Here is a 17887-nt window from a genome sequence, read left to right on the forward strand (position 1 = left end):
CTGCAACGGGGAAAAAGGGGTGCTATTTTCCCGGTACATATCGTTTTGACACTACTGGCAAGGCGATTGGCAAAGCGGTCTTAAAGGGACTTCAGTTATGGCCACTGGTGCTCCATTTCCCCAAAACGAGCGTTCCCGGGTTTCGCGCATCACCCACATGGGTTTAATCGATGCGACGGCGGACGACGTGCTCGACCACATCATTTTGATGGTGACCCACTATTTCGAGGTCCCCATTGCCCTTGTTTCCATCGTCAGCGAGCACCGCCAATGGTTTCGCGCGCGGGCAGGCCTGGACGAGCGCGAGACGCCCCGCGAAATCGCCTTCTGCGCATACACCATCCTCAGCCCCGAAATCTTTCAGGTCCCTGACGCGATGCTCGATCCGCGCTTCAGCGACAATCCGCTGGTGACTGGCGAGCCTCACATCCGCTTCTACGCCGGCGTGCCGCTGGTGACCGCCGACGGCCTGGCCCTGGGCACGCTGTGCATCATCGACAGCACGCCTCGGCCGCCACTCGACCCGCGTGACGTGGCGATGCTGGAGATGTATGGCCAGCTGGTCATGAAGCGGCTCAACAACCTGCGCCATGCCAGCTACGTCGATCAGCCCACCGGTCTGTTCAACCGTCTGCGCCTGCAAGAAGACCTCGCCGCTTTGGCGGATCGGCGCAAATATGCGCTGGTTGCGCTGGACATGGTCGCGCCAGCGTTTCTCGACAGCATCGTCAAAGCGCTGGGCTACAGCTTCGCCCAGGAACTGGTGCGCTGCATGATCGAAAACTGCCGCAGCCAGTTGCCTGACGACACCGCGTTGTACAAGGTCAGCCCCACGCGCATCGCGCTGATCACCCGCAACGCCCGGCCGGAGCAGGCCGAGCTGCTGTTTCGGCAGTTGCTCGAGCATTTTCGGCGGCCGCTGATCTGCCGCAACATCCCCATTCAGATGGACGTCGGCATCGGCGTGCTGCCGTTGGGGCTGGACCGCTGTGATGAGCACGACTGGATTCGGCTGGTGGTCAGCGCGGCGGACGAAGCCCGCGGCAAGTCGACGGGCTGGCGCTGGTACGAGCCGCACCTGGACTTCGCCCAGCAACGGGCCTTTCTGCTGCTGGCGGCGCTGGCCGAAGCCGTGCGCAGCCCGGATCAACTGTCGCTGGTGTATCAGCCAAGGCTTGAAGTGGCCACCGGCCGTATCGTGACCGTCGAAGCGCTGTTGCGCTGGCAGCACCCGGTGCTGGGCCCGATCAGCCCGGCGGAATTTATCCCGTTGGCGGAAAAGACCGCCCTGATTCGCTCGCTCAGCCTTTGGGTGTTGAGAAAGGCCGTTGCCCAGGCGGCGCTCTGGCAGGCGCAGGGCTATGCCTTCAAAGTGGCGATGAACGTGTCGGCAATCGATCTGGCCAACGCGTCATTCAGCGATGCGCTGTTCGAGCAATTGACGGTCAGCGGTCTCGACCCGAGTGGCTTCGAGCTCGAATTCACCGAAAGCGCCCTGTGCGACAACCCTGAAGTCACCCGGCTGCAGCTGGAGCGCTTGCGCGCATTGAACATCGACATCGCCATCGATGACTTCGGCACCGGCTACAGCAACTGGACCTACCTGCGGCAATTGCCCGCCACCACGGTCAAGCTGGACAAATCGCTGGTGGAAAACATCGACAGCAATGACAAGGATCGCGGCCTGGTGGAAGCCATCGTTGATCTGGCGATGCGCCTGGGCTATCGCGTCGTTGCAGAAGGCGCCGAAACCGAAGGCGTCTACGAAATCCTCTGCGAGCTGGGTTGCCACGAAGTGCAGGGCTTCCTGGTCGCGCGGCCCATGACCGTCACCGCGCTCGAGCACTGGATGAACGTCGAGTGCTGCAGCAAAGTCTGGCAGTTGCGATCACTGGCCCATTGAGTGATTACAGTGCGAGGAGCATCAGCCGCTCGACACTGACGTGGTCCGGATCGCGCTCGGGCAACGCCTGCCAACCCAGCGCCAGGTACAACTGGCGCGCCGGGTGATTGCCGGCCTCCACCGCCAGCATCAACTGCGCAGTGTCTGGCCATAAATCCCGCGCCAACGCCGGCAGCGCGCGCAGGCATTGCTTGCCGAGACCACCGCCTTGAAAGCGTTTATCGACCATCAACGCGTGCAGCGTGGTGGTCACCTTCGCGTGCTCACGCGCCCACTCCGGCAACAGCGACCTGCGCTTGAGCACGAAAAAGCCCCGGGGGATGTCGTCCACCAGCAGTACGAAGCCCTGTCGGTCGGCGATGGGACGTGCGGTCAGCGTGTGCAGACCGCCATGAATGTCGCCGACGTGGCGGATCTGCTCGGGGAGCAGCTCGATCTCCAGCAACTGGCGCTGTTGGATGGGGGAGAGGGATTCATGGCGGGTGAGCGCGAAATGCATCGGTGGTTCCTGTGTCTTGCGCCCTGGCGGGGCCGGGCAGGGGCCAGCCACTTGCGTGTGGGAGGTGAAAAGGCAGGCGCCATTGTGCCGCATTCAGCGCCTCAGGCGCTGCATTGGGCAGGCGGCGAAGGGCTGACGACGCTCAAAATCTTAATCTGAAACAAGAGGTTGTAACTTCTCGCGAGACCGGTACAATGGCGCGGCTCGCCACTGGCGAGCGTCGTTATGGTGACCCCATCGGTCCCCCCGCAACGATTACCCGTGAACCTGGTCAGAGCCGGAAGGCAGCAGCCACAGCGGGAACATTGTGTGCCGGGGTGTGGCTGGTGGGGTTGCCTCCATAACGCACTCTCGTCGCCATGACGAGTATTGATGATCCGCATCCCTGGCGGCCTCGATCCCTTCCACTCTCTCAAATTTTTCATCCCTGTCTTGTTGGCAAATGGCTGCGTGTCTCAACGTTGTTATCTCTGATCGCGTGGCTCGTCGGAACCCGACCTTGAGGGAATGATCCTTAACCAACGCTGAACCATAGTGTTAGGCCTCATGCGGTTCATCGCCGTATGCGCCGCCTAGAATGGAGTCCATCGCGAAGAAACCCACAGGCCCATCACGCTGACTGGCCGGGCATCCTCCGCACGCCACCCCTCCGCTCAGGAATAACAATAATGACAACCGCCACCCCATCACCCCTCCGTCCAACACCCCCCATCCAACTCGTACTTTTCGACCTGCTCACCGCTTTGCTGGACTCCTGGACCCTGTGGAATTCAGTCGCCGGCTCCGAGGAGCTGGGCCGGACCTGGCGCATGGCCTACCTGAAGGCGACCTACGGCTGCGGCCGCTATCGCCCCTATGACACGCTGGTGGAGGAGGCGGCGATGGAAGTCGGCTTGGGCAAGCATGCCGCCGCAGAACTCGATCGGCGCTTCGGGGAGTTGCAGCCCTGGCCGGAAGCCCAGTCGGTCCTCGAATCCCTGAAGCCTCATTACAAGCTGGGTATCGTCACCAACTGTTCGGAGCGCCTGGGCCACATCGCGGCGGAGGTGCTGGGTATCCCGTTCGACGTGGTCATTACCTCGGAGAAAGCCGGCTTTTATAAGCCCGACCCCGCGCCTTATCGTCTGGCGCTGGACACCGTGGGTGTCGATGCCAGCCATGCCGTTTTCGTCGCGGGTTCGGCGTACGATCTGTTCGGCACGGCCAAGGTGGGACTGCCGACGATTTGGCATAACCGTCTTGGCCTGTCTGCGCCCGAAGGTGCGCCGGCGCCTCTGATCATGCGGCCGACGCTGGAAACCCTGGCTGCGGATCTGGCAGAGATGCCGTCAGCGAGGTAAGCCAGTCGCCCCGGCAGCTTCAAATAAATCTGCCCTCCATTTGGACCAATACGATAGTCTTCGCACCATTGTTGATACGGACACCTGACTGGAACGCGATTGATGGCCCCTGATGACTATCTGGTAATGAGCAGCGCGGAGTGGGCGGGGCTGCGCGCCAGTACGCCATTGACGTTGTCCGAAGAGGACCTCGCCGCATTGCGGGGCGTGAATGAGGACATCTCGCTGGAGGATGTCGCCAACATCTACCTGCCGTTGTCGCGCCTGATCAACCTGCACGTCAGCGCCGCGCGCAATCTCGACAGCATCAAGGACACCTTTCTCGGACGCCCTGCCAAGCGCCAGACCTATGTGGTCGCGGTGGCAGGCAGCGTCGCGGTCGGCAAGAGCACCTTCGCCCGGGTGTTACAGGCGCTGATGGCGCGCTGGCCGGATCATCCCCGGGTCGATCTGATCACCACCGACGGCTTTTTGCACCCCAATGCCCGGCTTGTCGCCGACGGCATCATGCACCGCAAGGGCTTTCCGGAAAGCTACGATCGCAAGCGCATGGTCAAGTTTCTCTCGGACCTGAAGGCCGGCACGCCGGAAATCACCGCCCCGGTCTATTCCCACATCAGCTACGACATCGTCCCGGACCAGTTCTTCAAGGTCAGCCAGCCCGACATCCTGATTTTCGAAGGGTTGAACGTGTTGCAGACCGCGGGCAATGACGGGCAGAAACCGGGCAGCATCGTCTCGGATTTCTTCGACTTTTCAATCTATCTGGACGCCGAAGAGGGTGACATCGAGCGCTGGTACGTCGAGCGCTTTCTGATGCTGCAACGCACCGCGTTTCGCGCGCGAGGCGCCTACTTCCGCGAACTGGCCGATCTGCCGCCGGAGAAATCCCCGGACGCGGCGCGCAAAATCTGGCACGACATCAACCGGCCCAATCTGCTGGAAAACATCCTGCCGACCCGTGAGCGCGCCAGTCTCGTGGTGCGTAAGGCGTCGGACCATTCGGTGAAGGAATTGTGGCTACGCTGATGGGTAAATCAATCGCGGGCGTGTCGGCGTTATTCGCGCTCTGTGTGAGCGCTGGCGCTCTGGCGGACGGCAACAAGTTGCTGCTCGAATGCCAGGACGGGATCAACAGCATGAGCGGCGGCGTGGCGCAGAACGGCGTGGGCGTCGGGCATTGTGTCGGGGTGCTGCAAGCGACGATGGACACTCTGGATCTGTTCCACGAGGCGGGCGGATTGCCCCGGCTGGTGTGCGTGCCCGAAGGTGGCATTCCGATGATCCAGTCGATGCGCATCATTGTGCAGTCGTTGCAGGCACACCCCGAGAGCCTGCATCTGAATGAATCAGTGTTGGTGGTCGCGGCGTTGAAAAACGCGTTTCCCTGCCAGTAACCCTCGAGTTCTCAGCTAGCCTGTTGCTTGATCCAGAAGTGATTCTACGGGTCGACCTGCGCCGCCGCGTCTGCGACGGCCATCAGCAAGGATGCCGACGATGCGTGTCAATGCACTGATTGTGCTGCTGCTCACCGGACTCGTGGCCGCCACTTACGGTTTCGGAATCTATCTTTTTGCCCAACTGGTGCCGGATATGCGCGCCAGCCTGGGCTTCGATATCGCTTACGTCGGCACCATCACCGCGGCGGGGCAGGCGGGGTTTCTCGCCAGCGCCCTTTTGGCGGCCTGGCTGACGCCTCGTGTTGGCGGCGGCTGGATGATCTTCGGATCGGGCGCGGTGTGCGCCCTGGCCTTGCTGCTCATGCCCCTGGCGCAGAATGTGGTGCTGATCGGTCTGCTGCTGACGGTGCTGGCCGGCACGGCGGCAACGGTGTTCGTGCCGATGGTCGACGTGATCGCGCGCGCCGTGCCCTATCAATACCGCGGCATGGCCATGGGGCTGGTGTCGAGCGGCACCAGTTATGGCGTGTTCATCAACAGCCTGCTGGTGCCGTTGTATGCGCCCCAGGGCGAGTGGCGCACGGTGTGGTGGATCGTCGGGCTGATCACGGTCGTGCTGGTGGCCGGCGTGTTTCTGGTGTTCAAACGCGCGCGGCTCTTTCTGCGCAACGATGAGAGCGCCAGTGAGGGCGCACCACGCAAAGGCGTGCTGCGTGAGGCGCTGCAGGGTTGGGTGTACAAAGTCTGGTCGATGAATTTTCTGATTGGTTTCTCGACCTTTCCGTTTCAGAACTACCTGTCGTCCTACTTGCGCACGGAGTTGCATTTCGGCGTCGCATACACCGCGCAGATCTGGGCCAGCATCGGTTTCGTCGGCATGTTCAGCGGCCTGGCGCTCGGCGCGTTGTCGGACCGCATCGGCCTGCGTGGGGCGATGCTGATGGTGTACGTCTGCGTGGCAACGGCAGCGGTGATTCTGGTCATCGCGCCGACCGGCTACTGGCCGATGGTGGCAGGGGTCGTGTTTGCCGTGGCGTTCTACCCGATCTTCGGATTGATACCGGCGTACGTGTCGAAGATGGCAGGGGGCGCGGCGCTGGCCGTGACCATCTTCGGCATCGCCAACATCATGCAGGGCGTCGGCGGCATGCTCGGCAATTACTGCGCCGGGCTGCTGGCGAGCCTGAGCGGCTCGTTCGTTGCCGTGTATGGGGTGATTGCAGGAGTTGCCGTTGTGCTGGCGGTGTTGACCGCCTGCTTGCCGAACGAGCGCGGCGGTCGGCAGGCGGCTTGATTACACATAAGATCAGCTCACCTGCCCGCGATGGTTGCGCGCCTGTCTACGCCGGAAACTGCAGCGCGTTGCTCAGGTCACCCACCGGTGCCTGACCCCGTGCGGCCATGGCGTTGTCGCGCTCGGTCAATCCGTCCAGCTTCTCCAGACCATGCACCCGTGTAATCAGACGCAGGATCGAGGCAGTGTCGTACACCGTGTGGTCGACCGTGCCTTTGCGCGCGAAGGGTGAGATGACGATCGCCGGCACCCGCGTGCCCGGTCCCCAGCGGTCGCCCTTGGGCGGCGCGATGTGGTCCCACCAGCCGCCGTTTTCATCGACCGTGACGACAATCACCATGTTCTTCCACTGCGGGCTGTTGCGCAGCACCTTGATCGTACGGTCGATGTGTCGGTCGCCGGCCGCCACGTCGGCGTAACCGGCGTGCATGTTGAGGTTGCCCTGGGGTTTGTAGAAGGTCACTGCGGGCAGCTTGCCCGCCTCGGCGTCGGCCAGGAATTTATTACTGGAGGACTCGTCGCCCAGGCCGCCGTCGCGCAGGCGCTTCTTGCGCTCTGCCGGATTGTCGGGGCCCTGCTGCTTGAAGTAGTTGAACGGCTGGTGGTGGTACTGGAAGTTCGGGATTTTCGGGATGCCGGTCGAGTCCTTGTATTCATCCAGCGTCACCTGCCAGGCGCCGGCGTACCAGGCCCAGTCGACGTTCTTTTTCGAGAGCTTGTCGCCGATGTGTTCATGGGTTTGCGGCACCAGCACGTTGGCCAGCCCCGGCTGCGAATAGTCCGGTTTCTCCTTGTCACGCAGCCAGGTCGGCCAGTAGGGCGGGGCCATGGTGTTGACGCCGTAACCGTCCGGCGTCAGCGCGCTCGGGCCGAATTGTGGCGGGCCGGTCATGGCGCTGGCCGGTGATTTCTCCAGCGGCTTGAGCCTGTAGTCCAGCGGATCGCTGCTTTCCAGCACGGCGATTTGCGACTTGGCCGGAGAGTTCGCCGCGTCCGGGTAGAACGGCGCTCGGGCCGAGATCAGGTACTGGTGGTTGAGGAACGAACCGCCGAAAGCGCCCTGGAAGAAGTTGTCGCAGAGCACGAATTCTTTGGCGACGTCCCACAGGCGCAGGGAATATTGGGTCTGGGCGTAATAGCCCATGGTCAGGCCGCCGGAATCCGCCCAAGCGACGAAGGCGTCGTTCTTGCCGCCATTGATCTGCATCTGGTTCTGGTAAAACACGTGCCACAAGTCCCGGGTGACGACGCTGAGTGGCAGGTCCTCGCCGCTCGGGCCTTTGAGGGGGAAGGGCGCGTTGGGCAGGTTTTCCTGGTACTGCATGCCCGTGGCGTAGGTCACGCCGTCGACGCTTTGCGGGCCGATCTGGCAGACACCGCCCCAGCACTGCGGCAGGGTGTCGAGGACTTTGCCGTCGCGGTCGCGCTGACGGTAGTGGTCGGCTTTCACGGCGGAAAGCGGGTGCTCGACGCCGGGGAAGTTGGCGAACAGGTTATTGAAGCTGCGGTTCTCGCCGTAGATGACCACGATGGTCTTGACGTTGTCCTGCAGCGCTTTGTCCAGCGCCGGGCCGGTCAGCAGGGCGTCCGTTGCAGGCTTGCCTTCAACGCCTGATTCGGCAGCGCCCACCACGCCACTCAGGGTCGCGCCTGCGCCCAGCACCGCAACGCCACCGAGGAAGCGTCGGCGGCTGCAATCCACCTGTGGCGGGGGGACTGAAGCCTGTGCTGGATCTTCCGGTTTCTTGCTCATGGCGGGCGCTCGCAGGTCGAGTTGTTACAACATGTGTCGCCGGAGCCTAGCGAGGGAATATGACGGGATTGCTACAGCGGTGGGTGACATCAAAGTTGTGGTGTGCCCCATGACGCCTTCCCGGCTAAAGCCGGTCCTACAATGCACGCGATCTACTTAGTGGGACCGGCTTTAGCCGGGAAGAGGCCAGTGTGTACGCCATCAGTCTTGCGGTGTGACGCATGACGCCTTCCCGGCTAAAGCCGGTCCTACACGGACGAGGCCAGTGGGAACGCCACCAGTCTTGCGGTGGGTCACGTGACGCTTTCCCGGCTAAAGGCAGTCCCACATCAGGAAAACGTCGCAGGCTCAATACGGATCGGCCGGATTCCCCGAATGCACCTGATACCGCTCGACAATCCGCTCGATCTCCCCGGACATCTTCATCCTCAGCAGCGTGCGCATGATGCGTTGCGCCGGCACGCTCGGGTCGTTGCGGGCGACGCAGCCCACCGGCTGCTCATCGATGACCCACACGGCCCTGAGTTTCTCGTCGGCTTTCTGATCGCGGTTGTACCAATCCAGCGACCACTGGGTGTCCACGGCGTATCGATAGCGGTGGGCTGAGAGCTTTTGCAGAACCTGCTCCTGCAACCTCGCGTCTTCGCGGATCAGATCGCGGGTGGCGAACAGCGGGTCCAGCACCGGGTAGGCGTAGCCCAGCACCGTACCGATGTGATCGCCGAGAATCGCGCTCAGCTCAAAGGGGGCGGTGTCGTAGGCGCTGCCCACCAGCACGTTGCGCTGGGTCAGCAGCGGCAGGCTCCAGGTGTAGTCCCCCGACATATCCGGCAACCAGGACTGGGCGGCGTAACACCGCACGTCAACGTCACCGCGCTCGGTGGCCGCCTGCACCCGCAGCCGCGGGTACACACGGTACTGGGCGGTCTGGCCGATCTGGCGGGCCAGGCTTTCCATGATGTCGAATAGAATCCCGGCCTCAGGTCCGTCGGGGCCCACCTGCATCAGCGGCATCGACCAACTGTCGGCCACGGCGAAGCGCAACGGCGGACCGTCTGCGAGCGCCGACGCGCTCCATAACCCCAAGGCACTCGAAAGTCCCAAGCCACTCACCCACACTCGCATCCGGATCCCTCGAAGTGACAGTGCGACGTTTCAAGCCTGCTGTGTCTTCGGAATCCAGGTGTGGGACCTTGTGAGGGAACCGTCTCGCGGAGCCGTCTTGCGGAGCCAGGCCAGCCATAATAAAGCGATAAGCGTCGGACACCAGATGCAATTTTGCCCCTGCTCCGCTAGCATTGGCGGTCTTCCGCACCCCAGTCGCGACGGTTTTCAATGAGTTATCAGGTTCTTGCACGTAAATGGCGTCCGCGCTCGTTCCGCGAAATGGTCGGCCAGACCCATGTGCTCAAGGCCTTGATCAACGCGCTGGACAGCCAGCGCCTGCACCACGCCTATTTATTCACTGGCACACGCGGGGTCGGCAAGACCACCATCGCGCGGATCATCGCCAAGTGCCTGAACTGTGAAACCGGCATCACGTCAACGCCGTGTGGCGAATGTTCGGTGTGCCGCGAGATCGACGAGGGCCGTTTTGTCGACCTGATCGAGATCGACGCCGCCAGCCGCACCAAGGTCGAAGACACCCGCGAGCTGCTCGACAACGTGCAATACGCGCCCAGTCGCGGTCGCTTCAAGGTCTACCTGATCGACGAAGTGCACATGCTTTCCAGCCACTCGTTCAACGCGTTGCTCAAGACGCTGGAAGAGCCGCCGCCCTACGTCAAGTTCATCCTCGCCACAACGGACCCGCAGAAGCTGCCCGCCACCATTCTGTCGCGCTGCCTGCAGTTCTCCCTGAAAAACATGACGCCTGAGCGTGTGGTCGAGCATTTGACCCACGTGCTCGGCGTGGAGAACGTTCCGTTCGAAGACGATGCGCTGTGGCTGCTCGGTCGCGCGGCCGATGGCTCGATGCGTGACGCCATGAGCCTTACCGACCAGGCGATTGCTTTCGGCGAAGGCAAAGTGTTGGCGGCCGACGTGCGCGCCATGCTTGGCACGCTGGATCACGGCCAGGTGTTCGACGTACTGGCTGCGTTGATCGAAGGCGATGCCCGTTCGTTGCTTGAAGCCGTGCGGCATCTGGCCGAACAGGGGCCGGACTGGAGCGGCGTGCTCTCGGAGATTCTGAACGTATTGCACCGGGTCGCCATCGCCCAGGCGCTGCCTGAAGGGGTCGATAACGGCCACGGCGATCGCGATCGCGTGCTGGCCCTGGCCCAGGCGTTGCCCGCCGAAGACGTGCAGTTCTACTACCAGATGGGCTTGATCGGTCGCCGCGATCTGCCGCTGGCGCCGGATCCCCGGGGCGGTTTCGAGATGGTGCTGCTGCGCATGCTGGCGTTCCGGCCCGCAGACGCCGACAACGCGCCGACGCAGCCGTTAAAGTCAGTGGGGATCAACCCGGCCACGGTTGATTCCCGGACAGCGGTGGCGAGTTCAGCATCCGCAGCATCCCGACCCCAGACCGCCCCGGCGCCTGTCATCGACACGTCGGCGCCTGTCGCCGTGCCCGAGCCTGTGGCGGCAAAAGCGGAGGCAGAGATCGATCTGCCGTGGAACGAGCCAAACGCCGCGGTTCCAGCCACTGCCGCCGAGCCTGAGAACGAGACCAAGTCTGAGCCTGAGCCTGAGCCCGAGGACGAGCCGTCCCCACAGCCCGCGTCCGTGGCCGAGAGGCCCGAGGCCGTCCTCGACACCGTCGCCGAGCAGCCGGACCTGACACCAATGCCGGCGCCGGCCCCCGCGAGCCCTGTGCCGGACGCGCCCGAACTCGCATCGTCAGAACAGCTGCAAGCCGCTGCCGAGGCGGTGACACCGCAAATGATCGAGCACGTGCCCGATGCCGCACCTTACGTTCCGGCGCCGATGGAGCGCGACGACGAGCCGCCGCCCGATGACGACTACATCGAGCCGGACATCGACATCGACCCGGCGTCGTTCGCTTATCTCGATGACCTGGCCCACGAAGCCGTCGAAGCCGTGGAGAAGGAGCCCGAGCTGCTGCCGGCCTCCAAACCTGCCACCGGTCTTGCGGCGGACTGGCTTGAGCTTTTCCCGAAACTGCCGATTTCCGGCATGACCGGCAGCATCGCCGCCAACTGCACGCTGATTTCGGTGGAAGGCGACAACTGGCTGCTGCACCTTGATCCGGCCCACAGTGCGCTGTTCAACTCGACGCAGCAGCGCCGTCTGAACGACGCGCTGAACCAATACCATGAACGCACCCTCAACCTGAGTATCGAACTGATCAAGCCCGAGCAGGAAACCCCGGCTCAGGCAGCGGCGCGTCGGCGTGCCGATCGGCAGAAGCAGGCCGAGGCGGCGATCCATAGCGATCCGTTCATTCAGCAGATGATGCAGCAGTTCGGTGCGTCGATTCGCGATGACACCATTGTTCCGGTGGATGCGCCGACGCAGGCGTAAGTCCACGCCCGATGATTCCCGGGGGCGCTAAGCTGATAGGGCGCCCCTAATTGTTCAATGACTTTCTATCCGATGACTTCCGAGGAGTAACTCCCATGATGAAAGGTGGCATGGCAGGCCTGATGAAGCAGGCTCAGCAGATGCAGGAAAAAATGGCCAAGATGCAGGAAGAACTGGCCAACGCTGAAGTGACGGGCCAGTCTGGCGCCGGTCTGGTCAGCGTGGTCATGACCGGGCGTCATGACGTCAAGCGCGTCAGCCTGGACGACAGCCTGATGCAGGAAGAGAAGGAAATTCTGGAAGACCTGATCGCTGCGGCCGTCAACGACGCTGTGCGCAAGATCGAAGCGGCCAGCCAGGAAAAGACCGCCAGCATGACCGCCGGCATGCAGCTGCCGCCGGGCATGAAAATGCCGTTCTGATCGGACGGCGGTTGCGACATCAAGATGCCAGGCCCTCGTGCCTGGCATTTTCGTTTGGGCACGGCGGCAAGCCGTCAGCACGAAGCGCGCCATAGGGAGCCCACATCCGACCGAACCCGTCCGGCTGCCCACGGTCTGCTTTCTATACCCTTGCAACCCTTCATCATGGAGCCCATTTCGATGACCCAAGAATTGATCCTCAACCAACGTGTCGTCCTGGCGTCCCGTCCCCAGGGCGCGCCGACCCCGGAAAACTTCCGACTCGAGCGCGAGGCGCTGCCTGACCTGCAAGACGGCCAAGTGCAGCTGCGCACGCTCTTCCTGTCCCTCGATCCCTACATGCGCGGTCGCATGAGCGACGCGCCGTCCTACGCGGCACCGGTGGAAATCGACGCGGTCATGGAAGGCGGCGCGGTCAGCGTGGTCGAGCAGTCGCGCAATCCGGCATTCAAGGAAGGCGATCTGGTCGTGGGTCAGACCGGCTGGCAGACCCACAGCATTTCTGATGGCAGCAATCTGTTGATGGCGCCGAAGGACCTGCCCAGCCCGTCAATGGCGGTCGGCGTGCTCGGTATGCCGGGCATCACCGGTTACATGGGCTTGATGGACATCGGCAAGCCGAAAGCGGGCGAAACCCTGGTCGTCGCGGCGGCTTCGGGGGCAGTCGGTTCGGTGGTCGGCCAAGTGGCCAAGCTCAATGGCCTGCGGGTGGTGGGCGTTGCCGGTGGCGAAGACAAGTGCCGTTACGTGGTCGATGAGCTGGGTTTTGACGCTTGCATCGATCACCGCAGCGAGGACTTCGCCGAGCAGCTGAAGGCGGCCGTCCCGAACGGCATCGACATCTATTTCGAACTGGTCGGCGGCAAGGTGCTGGAGACGGTCATACCGCTGCTCAATGAGCGTGCGCGGGTGCCGTTGTGCGGCCTGATCGCCCATTACAACGCCCAGAGTGAGCCAGAGGGGCCGAATCGGCTGCCGCTGTTAATGCGTACGCTGCTGACCAAGCGTGCGAAGATTCAGGGTTTCATCGTCTACGAAGAGTATTACGATCGCCTTGACGAATTCATGCAGGCCATGATTCCGCTGGTGAAGGACGGCAAGGTGAAATTCCGCGAAGACGTGGTGGAAGGCCTGGAGAATGCCCCGGACGCGTTCATTGGCCTGCTCGACGGCAAGAACTTCGGCAAGCTGGTGGTCAAGGTCTCATGACCCTGATTTGACGGTAATCGGAGGCGCGGGTATAAACCGCGTCTCGTGTTTTTGTCGGACGTTTCTCCAATGAGCTTCAGCCCCCTGATTCGCCAGTTGATCGACTCCCTGCGCATCCTGCCCGGCGTCGGTCAGAAAACCGCCCAGCGCATGGCGTTGCAGCTGCTGGAGCGTGATCGCAGTGGTGGCTCGCGTCTGTCCCAGGCGTTGAGTCAGGCGATGGAAGGCGTTGGTCACTGCAAACAATGCCGCACCCTCACCGAAGAAGAACTCTGCCCGCAATGCTCGGACGTCCGGCGCGACGACACGCTGCTCTGCGTGGTGGAGGGCCCGATGGACGTTTATGCAGTGGAACAGACCGGTTACCGCGGGCGCTACTTCGTGCTCAAGGGGCATCTGTCGCCGCTGGACGGTCTGGGGCCTGAAGCCATTGGCATTCCGCAGCTGGTGGCACGGATCGAAGAGCAGGGCTCGTTCACCGAAGTTATCCTCGCCACCAACCCGACGGTCGAAGGCGAAGCGACGGCGCACTACATCGCCCAACTGCTGACCAACAAAGGCCTGGTCACCTCGCGCATTGCCCACGGCGTGCCGCTGGGTGGCGAGCTGGAACTGGTCGACGGCGGCACGCTCGCGCACTCGTTTGCAGGGCGCAAGCCGATTCAGTTGTAACGAGTCTCTCCGTCTTCAACGCGCTGAGTACCTGTCGGAGTGAACTCGGGTGTAGGACCGGCTTTAGCCGGGAAGGCGGCAGGTGTCACACCCCGAATCCAGGGTGCCCTCACTGGCCTGTTCCCGGCTAAAGCCGGTCCTACAGACATCCGGCGAACCGATCGACTTTGATCGTGGCCTTACTTATCCGTCAACGCAAACTGGGTTAGGCAGAACGTCGGGATTTCCATGTCGCGCAGGCGTTGTGAGCCGCCCAGCTCCGGCAAATCAATAATCGCAGCGGCTTCGTGGACCTTGGCGCCCATGCGGCGGATCAGGTTGGCGGCGGCGACCAGGGTACCGCCGGTGGCGATCAGGTCATCGAACATCACCACTGAATCCCCGTCGCACAAACTGTCGGCGTGGACTTCCAGCAGCGCTTCGCCGTATTCGGTCTGATAGGCCTCGGCCAGCACATCGGCCGGCAATTTCCCTTGCTTGCGAAACAGCACCAGCGGTTTGTTCAGTTCGTAGGCGACGATCGAACCGATGAGAAACCCGCGCGCGTCCATGGCGCCGACGTGGGTGAATTCGGCATCGATGTAACGCTGGATGAAGCTGTCGATGACCAGGCGCAGGGCCTTGGGTGACTGGAATAGCGGGGTGATGTCACGGAAAATCACGCCGGGTTTGGGGAAGTCCACCACAGGGCGGATGAGGGATTTGATGCTGACTTCGTCGAAAATCATAAGGATCTCGGGCAGGACATGACTCAAAAGACGCCAGTCTAAGCCCGCCCGGACCATCATGCATCAGCTTTCCAGCGATCCCCCGGCCAGCGCGCAGAGCTGAATCGGGTCAAGGATGTGGATTTCCTTGCCCTCGGCGGCGATCAACTCGTTTTGCTGAAAGCGGGTGAACACCCGGGACACGGTTTCCACCGCCAGGCCCAGGTAGTTGCCGATCTCGTTGCGCGACATGCTCAGGCGAAACTGGTTGGCGGAGAAACCCCGGGCGCGGAAGCGGGCGGAGAGGTTGACCAGAAACGTGGCGATGCGCTCGTCGGCGGTTTTCTTTGAGAGCAGCAGCATCATTTGTTGGTCATCGCGGATTTCCCGGCTCATCACCCGCATCAACTGGCGACGCAATTGCGGCAGTTGCACCGACAATTCGTCCAGCCGTTCGAAGGGGATTTCGCACACCGACGTGGTCTCCAGGGCCTGCGCCGTGACGGGATACGCCTCGGCGTCCATGCCCGACAGCCCGACCAGTTCGCTGGGCAGGTGGAAACCGGTGAGTTGTTCTTCGCCGCTGTCGCTGAGGCTGAAGGTTTTCAACGCGCCGGAACGGACGGCGTAGACGGAAGCGAAGGTGTCGCCCTGACGAAACAGAACATCGCCTTTCTTCAAGGGGCGGCCGCGTTTGACGATTTCGTCCAGTGCGTCCATGTCTTCCATGTTCAATGAAAGCGGAAGGCACAACGGGGCCAGGCTGCAATCCTTGCAATGAGCCTGGGTGTGAGCACGCAGTTTGACTGGCTCAGACATCGGGTAATTCCTTGTGAAGAAACACACATAAGTCGTAAGGGTAACTCAGGGTCAGCCCTGCGACTACCACGCGCCTTCCTTGGCCCGAAATCATTCCTCCGCGCCAGGCGGAACATTCCTATATCACCTGGGCCTATATCACGCGGGCCTATATCACCTGGGAATAGCGCTGACGGTTCTGGGTGCCCAAATACGCATCGAACACCATGCAGATCGAGCGCACCAGCAGGCGTCCTGCCGGCGTGACGGTGATGCCGGTCGGGTCAAGCAGAATCAGCCCGTCCGTGGACATGGTCAGCAATTGCGGCCACTGCTCGCGGAAATATTCCCGAAAGTGGATGGCAAATGCGTTTTCGACGGTGGCGAAATCCAGGCGGAAATGACAGATCAGCTGGCTGATGATGGTGCGCCGCAGCTGATCGTCTTCGTTGCAGAGCAGACCGCGTTTGGTTGCCAGTTGGTCGCTGGCCAGCAGGGTCTGGTACTCGGTGAGGTCGACGGTGTTCTGTGCATACAGCTCGCCGATCTGGCTGATTGCCGAGACACCGAGGCCGATCAGGTCGCAGTGGCCATGGGTGGTGTAGCCCTGAAAATTGCGCTGCAACGTGCCCTCTTCCTGAGCGATGGCGAGGTCGTCATCGGGCAGCGCAAAGTGGTCCATGCCGATGTAGCGATAGCCTGCACGCGTCAGCTGCTCGATGGTGCGCTGGAGCATCTCCAGCTTCTGTTCCGGGCTGGGCAACTGAGCGGTGTCGATGCGCCGTTGGGGCATGAAGCGCTCGGGCAGGTGGGCGTAGTTGAACACCGACAGCCGGTCGGGCTGCAGGGCGATGACTTGCTCGACGGTGTGGGCAAAACCCTCTGGTGTCTGCAGCGGCAGGCCATAGATGAGGTCGATGTTCACCGAACGAAACTGCAGGGTGCGCGCAGCTTCGACGATGGCGCGGGTTTCTTCCAGGCTTTGCAGGCGGTTGATTGCCCGCTGCACCAGCGGATCAAGGTCCTGGACGCCGAGGCTGACGCGGTTGAAGCCCAGCTCGCGCAACAGGCCCATGGTCGACCAGTCCGCCTCGCGCGGATCGATTTCGATGCCGTAGTCACCGGAGTGGTCATCCAGCAGGGTGAAGTGCTGGCGCAAATGGGCCATCAGCTGGCGCAGTTCAAGGTGACTGAGAAAGGTCGGCGTGCCGCCGCCGAAGTGCAATTGCTCCACCACCTGACGGTCATCGACGTGGGCGGCGATCAGGCTGATCTCGCGTTCGAGCCGCTGCAGATAGACCTGGGAGCGACCGCGGTCCTTGGTGATGACTTTGTTGCAGGCGCAGTAGTAGCAAATGTTGGCGCAGAACGGGATGTGCACGTACAGCGACAACGGTCGCGACGCCTTGCGGCTGTCTCGCAGCCCATGGAGCAGCTCAAAGGCGCCAACCTGCGTATGAAATTGCACGGCGGTGGGGTAGGACGTGTAACGCGGCCCTGCCAGATCGTAGCGACGGATGAGTTCAGAATCCCAACGAAGGTCGTCGAGCATGGGGGCGTTCCCGATAAGGATGGCGGTGCGGGAAGTGTAGGGAAGCCGCCGGTGAGGGCATTGATCTGGGTCAACGGATGGGGGCTGGGATTACTCGTGGCCCATGCCTGCATGATCCATGGCGGGATTCATGTCGTGATTCATCGTGTGATGCGTGTGCACCATGAGCCACTGTTGATGGGGGCCGGGGAGTGTCCACAGGCCGAACAGAATCACCAGCACCCCGCCAGCCACACGCACGCTGCGCCGACGGAGCAGGGCGGTGATGCGCTCGGCGGCCAGGCCTGTAGCGAGCAGCACCGGCCAAGTGCCGACGCCGAACGCGAGCATCAACAACGCGCTGTGCAGCGCATTGCCCTGGCTGGCCGACCACAGCAGCGTGCTGTAAACCAACCCGCACGGCAGCCAGCCCCACACCGCGCCCAGCAGTAAAGCCCGGGGTGTCGTCGACACCGGCATCAAGCGGCGGGCCAGCGGTTGCAGGTAACGCCAAATCCAGCGGCCCAGGCCTTCGATGCGGGTCAGGCCGCTCCACCATCCGGCCAGGTACAGGCCCATGGTGATCATCAGCAACCCCGCGATCACCCGCAACAGCATCGCCCCCGGGCTGTTGGCGACGGCCCAGCCGAGCATGCCTGTGAGCAATCCCGCGCAGGCATAGCTGAAAACACGTCCGACGTTGTAGGCCACCATCAGGCGCAGGCGTCTTCCGCGTTGCTCCGGGGGGATGGCAAAGGTGAGCGCGCCCATGAGCCCGCCGCACATGCCCAGGCAATGGCCGCCGCCAAGAAGGCCCAGCACCAGGGCGGAGAGGAGTTGGGGGAGGAAGTCATGCATGGGCGTTATCCG

16 protein-coding genes and 1 other RNA gene are annotated in these 17887 nt (G+C 62.6%); 10 read left to right on the plus strand and 7 right to left on the minus strand.

Annotated elements, in window-relative coordinates:
* Positions 1 to 97 precede the first annotated feature (97 nt).
* Positions 98 to 1903 (plus strand): putative bifunctional diguanylate cyclase/phosphodiesterase, encoded by a 1806-nt coding sequence (locus IFT99_RS00725; protein WP_192130073.1) that lies wholly within the window; start codon positions 98 to 100, stop codon positions 1901 to 1903.
* Positions 1904 to 1907: 4 nt separating this feature from the next.
* On the opposite strand, the gene IFT99_RS00730 is transcribed toward IFT99_RS00725, so the two are convergent.
* The gene (locus IFT99_RS00730; protein ID WP_192130074.1) at positions 1908 to 2402 is read right to left on the minus strand and encodes a GNAT family N-acetyltransferase; all 495 of its coding nucleotides are present in this window, start codon (positions 2400 to 2402) and stop codon (positions 1908 to 1910) included.
* Between the two features lie 235 nt (positions 2403 to 2637).
* On the opposite strand from IFT99_RS00730, the gene ffs reads away from it, so the two are divergent.
* The 5 genes from ffs to IFT99_RS00755 all read left to right on the plus strand — a co-directional run bounded on the left by ffs (position 2638) and on the right by IFT99_RS00755 (position 6436).
* Positions 2638 to 2734, plus strand: an RNA gene (gene ffs / locus IFT99_RS00735) — signal recognition particle sRNA small type.
* Positions 2735 to 3070: 336 nt separating this feature from the next.
* On the plus strand, positions 3071 to 3742 hold the full coding sequence (locus IFT99_RS00740; RefSeq protein WP_192130075.1) for an HAD-IA family hydrolase: 672 nt from the start codon (positions 3071 to 3073) through the stop codon (positions 3740 to 3742).
* A gap of 102 nt (positions 3743 to 3844) precedes the next feature.
* Positions 3845 to 4771, plus strand: a complete 927-nt coding sequence (gene coaA / locus IFT99_RS00745; protein WP_065988705.1) for a type I pantothenate kinase — start codon at positions 3845 to 3847, stop codon at positions 4769 to 4771.
* On the plus strand, positions 4771 to 5139 hold the full coding sequence (locus tag IFT99_RS00750) for a Rap1a/Tai family immunity protein (protein ID WP_065988704.1): 369 nt from the start codon (positions 4771 to 4773) through the stop codon (positions 5137 to 5139). Before coaA ends, IFT99_RS00750 begins: the two co-directional genes overlap by 1 nt.
* A 100-nt stretch (positions 5140 to 5239) precedes the next feature.
* A complete protein-coding gene (locus IFT99_RS00755) occupies positions 5240 to 6436 on the plus strand; it encodes an MFS transporter (protein ID WP_192130076.1) in 1197 nt (398 codons plus the stop codon).
* Positions 6437 to 6482: 46 nt separating this feature from the next.
* Here the strand turns inward: IFT99_RS00755 and acpA are convergent, their stop codons facing one another.
* Both acpA and IFT99_RS00765 read right to left on the minus strand, forming a co-directional pair.
* Positions 6483 to 8189, minus strand: a complete 1707-nt coding sequence (gene acpA, locus IFT99_RS00760) for an acid phosphatase (RefSeq protein WP_192130077.1) — start codon at positions 8187 to 8189, stop codon at positions 6483 to 6485.
* A 348-nt stretch (positions 8190 to 8537) separates the two neighbouring features.
* Positions 8538 to 9293, minus strand: a complete 756-nt coding sequence (locus IFT99_RS00765; protein ID WP_244656852.1) for a substrate-binding periplasmic protein — start codon at positions 9291 to 9293, stop codon at positions 8538 to 8540.
* A 231-nt stretch (positions 9294 to 9524) separates the two neighbouring features.
* On the opposite strand from IFT99_RS00765, the gene dnaX reads away from it, so the two are divergent.
* The 4 genes from dnaX (at position 9525) to recR (ending at position 13981) form a co-directional block, all read left to right on the plus strand.
* Positions 9525 to 11678, plus strand: coding sequence for a DNA polymerase III subunit gamma/tau (gene dnaX / locus IFT99_RS00770; protein WP_192130079.1), 2154 nt, complete (start codon positions 9525 to 9527; stop codon positions 11676 to 11678).
* Positions 11679 to 11773: 95 nt separating this feature from the next.
* Entirely contained in the window at positions 11774 to 12100 is a 327-nt protein-coding gene (locus IFT99_RS00775; protein WP_065988699.1) for a YbaB/EbfC family nucleoid-associated protein, read from the plus strand.
* Positions 12101 to 12280: 180 nt separating this feature from the next.
* Complete coding sequence (locus IFT99_RS00780) at positions 12281 to 13309, plus strand: NADP-dependent oxidoreductase (RefSeq protein WP_192130080.1); 1029 nt, start codon at positions 12281 to 12283, stop codon at positions 13307 to 13309.
* 69 nt (positions 13310 to 13378) lie between these two features.
* Positions 13379 to 13981 (plus strand): recombination mediator RecR, encoded by a 603-nt coding sequence (gene recR / locus IFT99_RS00785; RefSeq protein ID WP_065988697.1) that lies wholly within the window; start codon positions 13379 to 13381, stop codon positions 13979 to 13981.
* Between the two features lie 179 nt (positions 13982 to 14160).
* On the opposite strand, the gene IFT99_RS00790 is transcribed toward recR, so the two are convergent.
* From IFT99_RS00790 to IFT99_RS00805, 4 genes are all read right to left on the minus strand, one after another.
* The gene (locus tag IFT99_RS00790) at positions 14161 to 14709 is read right to left on the minus strand and encodes an adenine phosphoribosyltransferase (RefSeq protein WP_122622664.1); all 549 of its coding nucleotides are present in this window, start codon (positions 14707 to 14709) and stop codon (positions 14161 to 14163) included.
* 63 nt (positions 14710 to 14772) lie between these two features.
* The gene (gene fnr / locus IFT99_RS00795) at positions 14773 to 15507 is read right to left on the minus strand and encodes a fumarate/nitrate reduction transcriptional regulator Fnr (protein WP_065988695.1); all 735 of its coding nucleotides are present in this window, start codon (positions 15505 to 15507) and stop codon (positions 14773 to 14775) included.
* Between the two features lie 148 nt (positions 15508 to 15655).
* Positions 15656 to 17038 carry an oxygen-independent coproporphyrinogen III oxidase gene (gene hemN / locus IFT99_RS00800; RefSeq protein ID WP_192130081.1) on the minus strand — a complete coding sequence of 461 codons (1383 nt, stop codon included), beginning with the start codon at positions 17036 to 17038 and terminating at the stop codon, positions 15656 to 15658.
* 90 nt (positions 17039 to 17128) lie between these two features.
* On the minus strand, positions 17129 to 17875 hold the full coding sequence (locus IFT99_RS00805; RefSeq protein WP_192130082.1) for a sulfite exporter TauE/SafE family protein: 747 nt from the start codon (positions 17873 to 17875) through the stop codon (positions 17129 to 17131).
* Between the last annotated feature and the right edge of the window lie 12 nt (positions 17876 to 17887).

The organism is Pseudomonas sp. CFBP 8772, assembly GCF_014841665.1.
In the GTDB taxonomy this organism is placed as follows: domain Bacteria; phylum Pseudomonadota; class Gammaproteobacteria; order Pseudomonadales; family Pseudomonadaceae; genus Aquipseudomonas; species Aquipseudomonas graminis_B.